The organism is Agrobacterium sp. 16-2014-1-2a (assembly GCF_053522705.1).
Map to the genome: position 1 here is coordinate 62065 of NZ_JBNWBX010000009.1, position 13833 is coordinate 75897.

The following is a 13833-nucleotide window of genomic DNA, read 5'->3' on the forward strand; positions in this document are numbered from 1 at the left end:
GTCAACGATCCTTGGGATCGAGTGCATCACGCAATCCGTCGCCTACGAAGTTCAGCGAAAAAAGCGTCAGCACGAAGAAGATTGCCGGGAATATCAGCAGCCACGGGGCCGACTGAATATTGTTGGCGCCTTCGGAAATGAGCGCACCCCAGCTCGTGAGTGGCGCCTGAACGCCAAGGCCGAGAAAGGAGAGGAAGCTTTCAAGAAGTATGACTTTCGGGACAACGACCGTCACGAACACGACCACGGGACCGATGGTGTTGGGGATGATGTGACGGCGGATGATCTGCCAGTCGCTCAAACCCAAGGCCTGAGCTGCTGCCACAAATTCCCGCCGTTTCAAGGCAAGCGTCTGGCCACGCACGATACGCGCCATATCCAGCCACTCCACTGCGCCAATGACAAGGAAGATCAGGATGAAGCTACGCCCGAAGAAAACCACGAGAACCACGACCAGGAAGACGAAGGGCAGCGAATAGAGGATCTCGACGAAACGCATCATTACATTGTCGACGCGCCCGCCGATGTAACCCGCCGTAGCGCCGTAAAGCACGCCGATGCCGAGCGAAACGAGGCTGGCGAGAACGCCGACGGCAATGGAGATCTGGCCGCCCAGCATTACGCGAGCCAGCATGTCGCGACCGTTTGAATCTGTACCGAAGAAGAAGTATTCGCGATTGACATCGCCTTCCAACTTCAGCGTTCGACCATCATCTTCCGTAGCAACGACTTTCGTGTTTTCGAATTCGTTGGCGCGGTCGAAATAACGTGTCGTGCGCGGGTCAATCGGGCTGCTGGAGGTAACCGTTGCCGTGAAGGTCTGCCCTTCGACGGCAAACTCCTTCAGTTCGACGCGCGCACGGCCTGCCACACCTTCCATGACGCTCTGGAGGTTGTTCACGTCCGGGCGCGGCTCGAGGCTTGGCGCGACGGAGACGTAGGACGAAAACACCTGATCATAGGTGTGTGAAAGGAAATGCGGGCCGATAAACGAGAAAAGTGTGATCAGCACAAGCATGATGGAGCCAGCCATGGCGGCCTTGTTTCGTCTGAAACGCAGGGCTGCAAGCTGGAACAGGCTTCGGCTTTTCACCGATGGCTGAGGGGCGATATTGCCGGAGATATCAGTCATGTCTGACCCTCGGATCGAGCAGGCCGTAGAGAATATCGACCACGAGATTGAACAGGATGACGAAAATGGCGATGAGAACGACCGTTCCCATGACCAGCGTGTAGTCACGATTGATGGCGCCAAGAACGAAGTAGCGGCCGACACCGGGAATGGTGAAGATCGTCTCGATGACCGCCGAGCCCGTCAGCAGCGCTGCGGCGCAAGGCGCAAGATATGAAACGACCGGCAGCATCGCCGCGCGCATGGCGTGAACCACCACGACGCTGCGAGCCGGGAGGCCATAGGCTCTGGCGGTGCGGATATGGTCCATGCGCAGAGCCTCGATCATTGCACCGCGCGTCAGACGCGCGATGACCGCAAGCTGCGGCAAGGCGAGCGCGATCATCGGAAGAATGAGATAGCGTAGCGACCCATCACCCCAGCTACCTGCGGGCAGAAGCCCCAGCAAGACGGCGAAGATAAGCGTGAGGACAGGTGCGACGACGAAGTTCGGCACGGTGATGCCGATGGTCGAGATGGACATGATGGAGAAATCGAAGGTGCTATTCTGTCTGAGTGCGGCAAAGGTGCCGGCAAGAATGCCGCCGACCAACGCCAGCAAAAGAGCATAGCAACCGAGCTCCAGCGAATAGGGCAGGCCTTTGCCGATCAACTGGGCGACGGTGTTGTCCTTGTAGATGTAGCTCGGACCGAAATCGCCGGTGGCGGCGTTGCCGAGATAGATGAGATACTGGCGCCACAATGGTTCATCCAGATGATAGGTTCTCATCAGGTTTTCCATGGTTTGCGGGGGCAGGGGCCGCTCGAGGTTGAACGGACCGCCCGGTGCGAAACGCATCAGGAAAAACGAAATCGTGACGACGATGAACAATGTCGGCACGGCGCTCGCCAAACGGCGCAGGATAAATGAAATCATGATTTTCAGGCTCCGACATGGCACGGTGGTTTCGGCCACCGTGCCAGCACTGCTTATTCGGAAACGCTCAGGAAGCGGCTGAGGTGTTCGTTAGCAGCATTGTCTTCCCAACCCTTCACGCGATTGGAAACCAGCCACAGGTCCGCCTGTGTGAGAAGCGGAGCAACCGGCTGTTCCTTCATGAGGATGGTTTCTGCCTCGTGCAACAGTTTGGAGCGAGCAGCAGGATCCTTTTCGTCATATGACTTCTGCATCAGCGCATCATATTCGGCATTATTGAACTTCGAGTAGTTGAAGGTCTTGTTGGAGGATACCGAAAGGGCGAGGAAGTTTTCCGCATCCGCATAGTCGGCAACCCAGCCTGCACGCGCAACGTTGTACTTGCCGCCTTCCTGCAGGTAGCCGTAATGCGAGGCGACGTCGAGGTTCACCAGTGACACTTTCGCGCCAAAGGTATTTTTCCACATGTCCGCAATAGCGGTGGCAACGCGCTCATGGTTCGGGTTGGTGTTGTAGCGAATTTCGACGGAAAGCGGCTTGCCGCCCTCGCCGTAACCGGCTTCCTTCATGAGTTTGACGGCTTCGTCTTCACGATCGAGTTGCGACAGCGTCGCAAACTCTGCTTTCGCAGGCTCACCGTAGGAGTCCATGCCCGGAGGAACCATGGAGTAGGCGGGAACCTGCGAACCGCTGTAGATTTCCTTGGCGAGAAAATCGCGGTCGACTGCCATGGACAGGGCTTGACGGACGCGGACATCGTTATACGGCGCTTCACGCGTGTCGAAGGTATAGTAATAGGTCGCAAGCGTCGGCGAAACGTGAACCTGTTCGCCATAGGCCTTGCGCAGACGGTCGATCTGGTCCGCGGAAAAGTTGTAGGCGAGGTCCATTTCCTTGGCTTCGAAACGACGAACGGATGCGGCCTGGTCGTCGATCGGGTAGAAGATGACCTTGTCGATCTTGGTGTTCGATGCGTCCCAGAAGTTGGTGTTCTTGACCACCGTCAAGCTGTCATTGGGAACATGCGCTTCAAGCTTGTAAGCACCGTTCGAGACCATGACGCCCGGCTTTACGAAGTTGGTTCCGTTCTTGTCAAAGCTTGCCTTCGAGATCGGCAGAGCTGTCTGGTGGGCAAGGAGTTCAAGGAAGAACGGTGTTGAGCGCTCGAGTGTGATCTCAAGGGTCTTGTCATCCACGGCCTTGACGCCAAGCTGGTCAACCGAAGTTTCGCCCTTGTTTATCTTCTCGGCGTTCTTGATCGGATAAAGAATATTCGCATATTTTGCTGCGGTCTTCGGGTCTTCGACGCGCTGATAGGAGAAAACAAAATCTCCAGCCGTTACCGGAGTGCCATCCGACCACTTCGCATCTGCACGCAGTTTGAACGTGTAGACGGTACCATCCTCAGACAGCGTCCAGCTTTCCGCCGTACCGGGAACGATCTTGCCGGCAGCATCGTAAATGGTGAGACCTTCATAAAGGTCTTTAAGGATAAAGGCTTCGATATTGATCGAGGTCTGTGCCTGATCGAGCGTCTGAGGCTCCCCGGAATTGCCGCGGTGAAGAACTGTTTCTGCAAGTGCGGAACTTGCGCCAATCAGAAGCGATCCTACCAGCAGCGTGGCGCGAGTTGTTGTTTTTATCGACATAATTTCCCTCCCGTGAAGAGTGTAAGTCTACAAACAAGGCCAAATTGCTCCGAAGGGCAACCACAATAAATTGTGAGTTTATGCATACACCGTGACTGCTGATCGAAAAGAATAAGGGCAAAGCCATGGCCCGCACGCTGGACATTGCCTCGCGTGACGCGACCTCCGGGACGGTTAAATCGATGCGGCAAGCCGTCGGCCCCATCGATATCCTCGTGAAAATACCGATGCCGCCAGCATCAAGCAGGTGCTGAAACGGTGAGGATAATCTTCTCTTTCGAGTCCGGCTCGCGAAAGCGCGCAGCCCGTCGAAAATCAAAGCCCGAGTAAGTTTACGGCATCACACATGTCATCGTTTGCATATGCCGGGTAACACTTCATTTAGTAATTTTGTGAAATCTAAAATACGCAGGTTCCAAAGTTTCATCGGCGGGGCTGGTAGAACGAGTGGATCCAACGCGCCCAGCCTTTGGCGGCCCGGAGCGGATATCCGCTTGTCGCCCTATGAGGAGGGGCACAGCTACCCGCGATGTTCCATTGTTTGTTTCCCTGGCTTCCTGCGCGGACAGCTGGAGGAGCGCTTGCCCTGAGGCTATTCATGTCTTTCCTGAAGAATACCAAAATAAAAACAAAGGTCTTATTCGTCATATCGGTGATGAGTTTGATGTCGCTTTCCGGAATCAGCTACGTCAGCTTGCAATATAAAAATACCGACAATGTCTACAGTGATTTCATCGCCAATGAGGCGCTTGCTGCGGTGCTGAACGCCCGAACCAGCGGCAATCTCAATGCACTCGGCATGCAGATGCTTCGCGCCAGCCTCAATGACTCGACCAGCAGTGATTTCGAGGCCGCTGTCAAAACATTCAAGGCCGACCGGAAGCAACTGGAAGAACGGCAGAATAAAATCATGCAGCTGGTGCCGGCCCGGACGGATGCCGCTCGTGATATCCTCAAGGGCGTTGCCGAGGTTGAGGAAATCGGCAATCAGGTCATCGCTCTCATGCAGGCGGGAAAAAATGCTGAAGCTCAGCAGATGGCGCTTAACGTCCTTCGAAAAATAACTGAAGTCTCACCGAAAATCAGCGCGGGGAACGAGCAACTGATCCAGGTGATGAACGATGGGAGAGAGCGCCTCACGGCCAGCACCAACACGACAATCTGGACAGCTCTGGTCAGCATAGCACTTGTTTCCCTGGCATTGATCGCGCTCGGCCTGCTTATTTCTTCGCGTGGCATTACCACTCCGATTGCGCGGCTTCGCGAGCGGATGGGGTCGTTGGCGGCAGGCGATACAGCCAGCGAAATCGAAGGTATGGACCGCAAGGATGAAGTCGGCCAGATGGCCGCTGCTGTTCAGGCATTTCGCGAGAACGCCATCGAGCGCCTCCGGCTTGAGAATGAAACGGAAAACCATCGGTCATCTTCAGAGCAGGACCGGATAGAGCGCGAGAAACAGAAGGCGAAAGAAGCTGCCGACGTGCAATTCGCCGTCGACAACCTTGCTGCTGCCCTTTCGAAGATCGCTCAGGGCGACGTTACTTACCGGATCGCTCAGCCGTTCGTGTCCAGCCTTGACGGTATTCGCGGCGACTTCAACAGGGCAGCGGAACAGCTGCAATCGACTCTGAACCAGGTGGCGCAGAACGCGCGCGGCATCGACTCCGGCGCGAACGAGATCAGGGCCGCAGCTGACGATCTGGCCAAGCGTACGGAACAGCAGGCAGCGGCCGTCGAGGAGACTGCTGCTGCACTGGAAGAGATCACCACGACGGTGAAAGACTCGACCAAACGGGCGCAAGAAGCGGGCCACTTTGTCAGTCGTGCAAAAGTTGGCGCGGAACAGTCGGGAGAAGTGGTGCAGAAAGCTGTCACGGCTATGGAGCAAATTGCTGCATCCGCTGATGAGATTTCCAACATTATCGGCGTGATCGACGAGATTGCTTTCCAGACCAACCTTCTGGCGCTGAATGCAGGCGTGGAAGCTGCCCGTGCCGGTGAGGCGGGCAAGGGATTTGCGGTTGTTGCCCAAGAGGTTCGCGAACTGGCACAGCGTTCCGCAGGTGCCGCCAAGGAGATCAAGAATCTCATTACGACATCGAACAGTCAGGTTCAGCAGGGTGTGCAACTGGTTGGCGAAACGGGCAAAGCACTCGAACTCATCGTCACGGAAGTACAGGAAATCAACCGTCACGTGATGGCGATCGCGGAATCGGCACAGGAGCAATCCTCTGGTCTCCAGCAGATCAATACGGCTGTGAACCAGATGGACCAGGACACCCAGAAGAACGCTGCCATGGTGGAAGAAAGCACGGCGGCAAGCCACGGGCTTGCACGCGAGGCTTCGTCGCTCAACCAACTGCTCGCTCGGTTCAAATTGTCAGAAGGTGGTTACAGCGACATCTCCGCACCGGTTCGCGCAGCCTCGTCCGCCGACAGGCCTGCTGTTTCTCCTGCGCGTGCACTCGGCGGAAAGATTAAAGCTGCGTTCTCCGGCAATGCCGCCCTGAGCACATCGCCAGACAATTGGGAAGAGTTTTGAGAAATGCGAGGTCTTTCGCGCCTGAGGTCAGATGAGAGATTGAAGGCTTTTTCGTAAACACTTGCACCGGTGATTGGACTCTGATTGCCGGTGCCTTGCCGATCGCAAATCGAATCCTCGACGATTTTTGATCGTATTTTTCCACCAAAAAGTCGTCCACTTTTGGGGAAAAGTGTCAATTGATCGTCTTAGGGATTATTGGCGACTGCCCGCACCACCGACAACTTGCAACCGCATGGGTGGTTATAATGGTTGTTCTACGCAGGCGGATCGATATATCTAGCGCCTGGATCGTCACTTTAATCTGCGGGTACATGGAAACTTCACTTTATCTGCCCGTCAAATCTTTCCTTGAGCAAGCGGGTTACACTGTCAAAGGTGAGGTTGGCAGTTGTGACCTCGTCGGATTGAGCGACGCCGATCCGCCTGTTGTCGTCATCTGCGAGCTAAAACTGAGCTTCAATCTGGAGCTTATTTTGCAGGCGGTTGATCGCGCGGCTATCGCAGACGAGGTCTGGATTGCGGCACGGGTCTCAGCCAAGGGCAAGGGCCGCGAGGCTGATAAACGTTATCGCGACCTCTGCCGCAGGCTCGGGATCGGCATGCTCGGCATTTCCGATGTTGGGGACGTCAGCGTTATTGTCAGTTCCATATCACCGATGCCGCGAACCAACCCGAAACGGCGTTCGCGATTGATACGTGAACACGAGAGGCGACGCGGAGATCCGGCGGTGGGTGGAAGCACCCGCGCACCAATCATGACCGCGTACCGGCAGCAGGCACTCGGCTGCGCTTTGGCGTTGACATCGGGGCCGCTGCGCGTGCGTCAAGTCAGATCCAGCGTACCGGATGCCGGGAAGATTTTGCTTGCAAACGTCTATGGCTGGTTTGACCGTCTGGATAGAGGCGTCTACGGCTTGACCGATACCGGACGGGAGGCACTGCGCCGATGGCCGCAGCAGGAGATGACGGCAAAGACCGTCGTTGATGGAGAGCCGCCGAAGGCCCCTTGATCTTTTGAAATTCGGCTCGATCTCTATGGGACGTTGATCGCGTCCCAACCCGCTGCGCAACCTACGCCAATACCGATGGCAACCGCGATGAATAGCCTGTGCCGTCGCCCCTCCCGAGGAGCAATAGCGCCACGGCCTCCAGCGAGATGAGGACCGGACTGTTGCCCGGTCCTGCCTTGATCAGCCCGAGAAATAACCGAAGGTGATGACCGGTTCCGCGGCGGTTTCGACCCAGATGCTTTTTGTCTGGGTATAAGCGAGAAGCGCGTCCCTGCCGCTGGAACGGCCGTAACCGCTTTTGCCGAAACCACCAAAAGGCGACATCACGCTGATGGTCTTGTAGCCGTTGATCCAGAATGTTCCCGCCCGGACCTGCGAGGCGACCCGGTGTGCCCGTGCGACGTTTTGCGTCCAGACAGCTCCGGCAAGTCCGTAAGGATTGTCATTGGCGAGCGAGATTGCCTCCTCCTCCGTATCGAATGGCGTAACGCCGACGACCGGGCCGAAAACCTCTTCTTTCGAGATCGTCGCATCCGAAGCGACATTATCGAGGATGGTTGGCGCAAAATAAAAGCCGCCTGTCTCCTCGAGGTGCTCTGGCTTGCGTCCGCCTGTAGCCAGATGCGCGCCTTCGCTGATGCCCTGCTGGACCATCTCGCTGATCTTGTTCCACTGGCGTAGATTGTTGATCGGACCGATCTGGGTTGTGTCGAGATAGGGGTCGCCGACAGGAATTTTCGCCGTTGCCGCCGCATAGCGCTCGATGAACTGCTTATGAACAGAACGATGAATCAGCAGTCTTGAACCGGCAACACAACTTTGTCCCGCGCCGCCAAAGATCGCCGATTGGGCGCCGAGGATTGCGCGGTCGATATCGGCGTCGTCGAAAACGACGTTGGCAGATTTGCCGCCAAGTTCAAGAATACAGGGGACCACATTTTTGGCTGCCGCCGCTGCAATCAGAGATCCCGCATGCGCCGATCCGACGAACACGACAAGACCCGTCTTGGCGTGGGCCACGGCTGCTTGCCCGGCGGTCACGCCCTGGCCCGCGATGACGTTCACCAGGCCGCGGGGCGCTCCACCCTGCTCGCAGAGAAGACCCAGAATGATGGTGCTGAGCGGCGTCAGTTCGGAGGGCTTGATGACGACCGCGTTGCCAGCACAGATGGCGGGCGCGATCTGCCATCCGCCGGTGTTCAGCGGTGCGTTCCACGGCGTGATCTGTACAACCACGCCGATCGGTTCCTGGCGTGTGTAGTTGAGATGGGAAGTCGGAACGGGAATGACGTCGCCATGCAGCTTGTCGCACCATCCGGCGTAATATTCGAACATCTCTGCGACTTTGACGACTTCGCCACGGATATCGCGGATCGGACGGCCAGCCGAGCGGCTTTCGATTTCAGCGATGTCGGCCGAATGTTCGCGGATCGTGCGTGCGATCTCGTTCATGACCCGTCCGCGGCCGGAGGCGGTGAGTTGCATCCATGCGCGTTGCGCTCTGGCGGCGGCATCCATTGCGCTGTCCACCACCGAACTGTCGGCGTCTTTGTATGTCGCGAAGGATTTGCCGCTGGAGGGATCGGTAAGGGTGAGCTCTTCGCCCGAACCGAAGACAATCTCACCATTAACGAAACTGCCGATCTCTTCGGTGCCGATGAAGGCCTTGAGGATTTCGCGAATGCGCGGACCCGGATCGCGGATGATATCTACGTTGCCCATAATGCTCGTCCTTAGTTTGAAGCGGGCTGGAAAGCGCCCATGCGGGTAAAGTCGTCGGAATCTTTCAGGTCGCTGGAGCCGGACCAAAGTTTTGCAACGATCTCTGCCATAGGCAGGTCTGCACCGGTCCTTGCTGCAAGCTCATGCGCAAGCCGAACGTCCTTTCGCATCAGTCCCATCGAGAAACCGCTGTCGAACTTGTCCGACATGATCCACGTTGGGAAATGCACTTCGCTGATCATAGATCGACCCGACGCTGCGTTGAGAACACGTAGCGCTGCTTCGGGATCGATCCCTGCGGCGAGAGCAAGCTTCAGACCCTCACTGGTCGTTACCATGTGTGCTGCGGCAAGAAGGTTGTTCACCAGCTTGGCGACATTGCCCGCGCCGCTAGGCCCCACATGCAGGGCTTTGGCCGACATGGCTTCGATGGCGGGCCTTGCAAGAGCGACGTCTTCGTCAGTGCCACCAATCATCATCGTCAACTTGCCAGAGGCAGCACCGGCGGGGCCGCCGCTGACCGGTGCATCCAGAAAGCCGTGACCAAGCAAGGCAAGCTTTGCGGCAAGCTCGCGGCTCACGTCTGGTTCCGACGTCGAGGTGTCGATGATGATCACCCGCTGAGCGCTCCGGCTTTTCAGGATTTCGATCTGGTCGTTGACCACGCTGGCAACGTCCTTGGCCGTTGGCAGCGAGAAGACCAGGAAAGTGCTCTCTTCAAAGGCATGCGCGATGGTGTCTACGGCAACGACGCCGGACTGCTGCGCCAGCTCTTTCCTCTCTTCCGACAGATCGAAACCCAATGTCCGGAAACCCTTGCCAGCCAGCGTTTGAGCCATGCCAAGGCCCATGCTTCCAAGGCCAATTATTCCAACAATTGTCTGCTTTGCATCCGACATTTGATCGAACTCCCTTTATCTGCGCCGCCGCGTGGCATCGGCTGACGATCATTCAGGTGGGACGTTCTCATCAAAAGGGGACACTCGATAGTGAGGTGTCCGGGTACAGAGCGTTGCGGGTTCAGCAACGCGCATCAGGCTTTGAACGCCGTCATTTCGGCGGCGAGATATCCTGCGAGACTGTCCACCGACCTGGGCAGCCGGCGCCGTGCTTTGACCATCAGGTGGGCGCTGGCCTCGGACAGAAGCGGATCGCTCAGTTCGACGACGCCGAACGCCGACCTCATAAGTTCGGTTGACACGGCGAATCTGGGGAGGAAGGTCACGCCAAGGCCGGCGGCCACGAAGCGGCGCAGAGCATCGATGGACGGCGTCTCGATCAGCGGTGTAACCGCTGCACCACAATTGGCCGCGACACGGCTGACAAGCTGGGTGACGCCGTGTCCTTTGCTGAGCAAGGCGTATTGCGTGTCAGCCAGGCAGTCTTCGAGCGCCACCCGCGGGTTGCTCAACAGCCGATGTCCGAGTGGGGCGACAAGACAAAGCGGTTGCCGGGAAATGGCGAGGGACCGGACACGAATATCGATGACCGGATTGTAGGCAATGCCAATATCCGTATCGCCGTTGGCGACACTATCGAGAACGCCTTCGGTACTTCCCAACTGGACGTCGTAACGGATCGCCGGATAGACGGTGACGAAGGGCTTTAGCCCGTGTTCGATGAGGTCCCCTAGAAAACCCTCACCACAACAAAGCCGGATGCGTCCCCGTTGCACGCCTCTCAGCTGGTCGAGTTGTTCCGAAAGCAGACCATTGTCTTCGAGGATACGTTTGCCATGTTCAAACACCAGTTCCCCGGCCTCGGTCAGTCCAACGCCCCGGCTTGTTCTGTCGAAAAGCGGAAGACCGATCTTCTTCTCTGTATCGGCGATCTGGCGGCTGACGACTGAAGGGGCGACATTGAGATGTTCGGCCGCACTGCGGATCGAGCCGAAGCGAACGACGGCCATAAACATCCGCAGTGCTTTGGCATCCATGGTCTCCATCAAAGCCATCCTGTGCCGGAACGATTATCAGGTCAATGCGCGTTGCTTTTGAAGCAACGCCCTTACGCTGCCTTCAGCTGGTTGTCGACGAGGGATATCCACATCTGAACCCCCAAGGGGAGAAGCGCGTCGTTGAAGTCGAAATAGGCTGAGTGGAGCCCTGGATTTTTACCGGCCTTTTGCGCGCCAAGCCAGAAATAACATCCTGCCTTTTCGCGGAGCATGAAGGAAAAGTCTTCAGCAGCCATGCTCGGCATGGCGTCGACTACCTCGATCCCCGGCATGGTGGAGGCAATATCCCTGATGATTGCGGCGCATCCTGGATCGTTTATCGTCGCCGGATATCGGAAGAGATGATCGACTGTCGCAGTGCAGTCGAATCCGGTTGCAATAGAGGTTGCCAAGGCGTGAATGCGTTTCTCTATCTTTGCGCCGACATCCTCCTCGAACCAGCGCGTGGTGCCGCGGATGACGACATTCTCCGGGATGACGTTCCAGGCGTCACCTCCGTGTATCTGTGTCACCGAAATGACGGCGGATTCCAGAGGGGAGACGTTGCGGCTGGCAATGGTTTGAAGTCCGGAGACGATTTGAGATGCGGCCACGATCGGGTCAGCACCTTCATGGGGCATGGCTCCGTGAGCGCCACGGCCGGTTATCGTGATCTCGAATGTTCCAAACGCCGCCATCATCTGGTCGTCCCTGGCAACGCATTTGCCAAGCTCCAGCGCCGGCCAGTTGTGCAGACCGTAGATTGCGTCCATGGGGAAATCGCGGAACAGGCCGTCCTCGACCATCGCCCGGCCTCCGCCCTCGTTTTCTTCTGCGGGTTGGAAAATGAAATGCACCGTGCCGTCGAAGTTCAACCGGCTGCAGGCGCGGGCGGCGGCAAGCGCCATCGACACGTGACCGTCGTGGCCGCAGGCATGCATCTTGCCGGGTGTGCGGGAGGCATAGGCAAGCCCTGTTTGCTCCAGGATCGGAAGTGCATCGATGTCTGCGCGGATGCCAATCACCTTTGAAGACGTCCCGCGGCTGAGCGTTCCGACCACTCCGGTCTTACCGTAACCCGTGCGAACTGAGTAACCCCATTCGGAAAGGCGTGCCGCGATGAAAGCTGACGTTTCCTGCTCCTGAAATCCCAATTCAGGGTTTTGGTGGAGATAGTGCCGCCATTGAACGGCTTCATCGATTTCCGTGCTTGGAAAGAATTGCTGCATCTAGGTCTTGCTCCTGAAGGATGCAGCCGTCTTTGCAGGACGGCCGCATCTGGTTCCGGTATTATTGCCCACCGATCCGAAGCGCAATGTCTGCGATAAAGACCGAGCCAATATATGTGCCGAACATCACGCAGACGGCGATGATGACGATCTTCCATCCCGATTTTCGTGCGATGTCGAATTCGCCCTTGGTGAGGGCGAGGCCGCCATAAGCCAGTGCGGGCGTCGCAAGAGCGAGGAAGTTAAGAGCCTCTACCTGCGAAATCACCCATGCCGAACCGGGAATGCCCGGAATTGTCACGAGGATCGCAAGCAGCGACGTCCATGCCACGCCCGGCAAGTAGAACGGCATGAAACGGGCAAACAGAAGACCACCGACCGAAACGAGGTACAATATACTCATGCCCGGCAAGGCGGTGAGCGGGTCTGTGCCGGTGCCTACCCAGTTCGAAACGAGGCCGATGAGAGACGCGACCAACAGAAGTCCGGAGTATCGGACGACGTTGATTTTGCGTTCGTCTTCACCCTCGGATGGCAATGTGTGTTCAGCGGACGCAGTGTGGGTTGAGTTCATGCTCATATCTTCGCTCCTGTCTGAACCTTGTTGGCGGGGTCGTGAGGCCGTGATTTCTTATAAAGCCACTCTGTCAACGGAAGTGCCACGAACAGGCCGACATAAAGACCGGTCGCATAGGTGAGGATGTTGCTCGCCGCTGCCAGAGCCAGAATGATGTCCTTGTTTTCCGGCATGACGGTAGCAAGGCTACCCGTGCAGGCTGCCAGCATGCTGCCCGAGCCGACGCCACAGGACATTGCCAGTGCGCGATAATCGAACCATCCAAGCGCATGGATCAGAGGAGGCATGATTGCGAAGACGAATGTACCGATCAGCGTCCCGGTGGCATAGACGCCCATTGCGCCAGCTCCCTCGGGGCTGTTCAGGCCGTAGCGATCGGCAATCAATGCGATGTTCGGTTCGCGGTCGATCGAGTAGGTGGCTCCGATCGCCTCACGGCCCATACGCAGGAGAAACACGGCGACCGGGAAAGCGATCAGGATCGTTCCGAGATTGCCTATTTCCTGCAAGACAAGCGCCGGGCCTGCCTCGATGATTTTCTCGATCTGAGGCCCAACTGTTGTTCCGAACTTCGCAATGAACGGCATGATCGCGATGGTGATCATAGTGCCGGAAAGTTTCACGGCGCTCGGCGGAATGAGCTTTGCCGTCTTCTTTAGAATATGCGGGTTAAGCGCGATGCCGATGGCAAACGCATACAGGATCGGCAGGAACACGACGGTTCCTATGCCGATCGGAACTTTTCGGATGCCGATTATTTCCGCAATGATGACGATGGCCAGGACGATACCGTGAAGCCACCAGCTTCCTGCTGATGTTGGGGCTCTGCTCATATTTTTCTTCCTCTGGTCGGTCGCGCACCGATTGTTTTTCTTTATGTGCACCATCGACGAATATGAAGTGAGCTATGACACTTTGTAGTCCCGGAAGCGGGAACAATGCGTTGCGCGTGCGGCAACAGACGGGCAGTCCGTGAGAGAATTTTGGAACAGTATTTCTCGGGTCCGATAGACAGCCAGGCTCGGGAAACACGTGAAAAATGCAACAGGCCTGCCGCGTGCAATACATACGTGCCGGACGAAGACGCCAGGAAGCCTCCGTTTACTCAGCGGTAAGG

The 13833-nt window shown here is 57.1% G+C and carries 11 protein-coding genes; 2 read left to right on the top strand and 9 right to left on the bottom strand.

What is annotated here, in order from left to right; all coding sequences use genetic code 11:
* Position 1: 1 nt before the first annotated feature.
* From ACQZ45_RS22150 to ACQZ45_RS22160, 3 genes are read right to left on the bottom strand one after another with little or no spacing between them, the layout of a single operon-like run.
* A complete protein-coding gene (locus ACQZ45_RS22150) occupies positions 2-1132 on the bottom strand; it encodes an ABC transporter permease (RefSeq protein WP_003518322.1) in 1131 nt (376 codons plus the stop codon).
* Positions 1125-2048, bottom strand: coding sequence for an oligopeptide ABC transporter permease OppB (gene oppB, locus ACQZ45_RS22155; RefSeq protein WP_013762192.1), 924 nt, complete (start codon positions 2046-2048; stop codon positions 1125-1127). The genes ACQZ45_RS22150 and oppB overlap by 8 nt, the downstream gene beginning before the upstream one ends.
* A 53-nt stretch (positions 2049-2101) precedes the next feature.
* The gene (locus ACQZ45_RS22160) at positions 2102-3697 is read right to left on the bottom strand and encodes a peptide ABC transporter substrate-binding protein (RefSeq protein WP_003518320.1); all 1596 of its coding nucleotides are present in this window, start codon (positions 3695-3697) and stop codon (positions 2102-2104) included.
* Positions 3698-4295: 598 nt separating this feature from the next.
* Here ACQZ45_RS22160 and ACQZ45_RS22165 point away from each other — a divergent pair.
* Together ACQZ45_RS22165 and ACQZ45_RS22170 are read left to right on the top strand one after the other, a co-directional pair.
* Positions 4296-6239, top strand: coding sequence for a methyl-accepting chemotaxis protein (locus ACQZ45_RS22165; RefSeq protein ID WP_025595143.1), 1944 nt, complete (start codon positions 4296-4298; stop codon positions 6237-6239).
* 314 nt (positions 6240-6553) lie between these two features.
* Positions 6554-7252, top strand: coding sequence for a DUF2161 domain-containing phosphodiesterase (locus ACQZ45_RS22170; protein WP_441360828.1), 699 nt, complete (start codon positions 6554-6556; stop codon positions 7250-7252).
* 180 nt (positions 7253-7432) lie between these two features.
* On the opposite strand, the gene ACQZ45_RS22175 is transcribed toward ACQZ45_RS22170, so the two are convergent.
* From ACQZ45_RS22175 to ACQZ45_RS22200, 6 genes are all read right to left on the bottom strand, one after another.
* A complete protein-coding gene (locus tag ACQZ45_RS22175) occupies positions 7433-8974 on the bottom strand; it encodes an aldehyde dehydrogenase family protein (protein WP_025595141.1) in 1542 nt (513 codons plus the stop codon).
* Between the two features lie 11 nt (positions 8975-8985).
* Positions 8986-9873 (bottom strand): NAD(P)-dependent oxidoreductase, encoded by an 888-nt coding sequence (locus ACQZ45_RS22180; protein ID WP_013762195.1) that lies wholly within the window; start codon positions 9871-9873, stop codon positions 8986-8988.
* A 134-nt stretch (positions 9874-10007) separates the two neighbouring features.
* The gene (locus ACQZ45_RS22185; RefSeq protein WP_003518306.1) at positions 10008-10919 is read right to left on the bottom strand and encodes a LysR family transcriptional regulator; all 912 of its coding nucleotides are present in this window, start codon (positions 10917-10919) and stop codon (positions 10008-10010) included.
* Between the two features lie 62 nt (positions 10920-10981).
* Entirely contained in the window at positions 10982-12139 is a 1158-nt protein-coding gene (locus ACQZ45_RS22190; protein WP_013762196.1) for a M20 aminoacylase family protein, read from the bottom strand.
* A gap of 61 nt (positions 12140-12200) precedes the next feature.
* Positions 12201-12719 (bottom strand): hypothetical protein, encoded by a 519-nt coding sequence (locus ACQZ45_RS22195; RefSeq protein ID WP_003518302.1) that lies wholly within the window; start codon positions 12717-12719, stop codon positions 12201-12203.
* Entirely contained in the window at positions 12716-13549 is an 834-nt protein-coding gene (locus tag ACQZ45_RS22200) for a DUF3100 domain-containing protein (protein ID WP_013762197.1), read from the bottom strand. The genes ACQZ45_RS22195 and ACQZ45_RS22200 overlap by 4 nt, the downstream gene beginning before the upstream one ends.
* Positions 13550-13833: the final 284 nt, after the last annotated feature.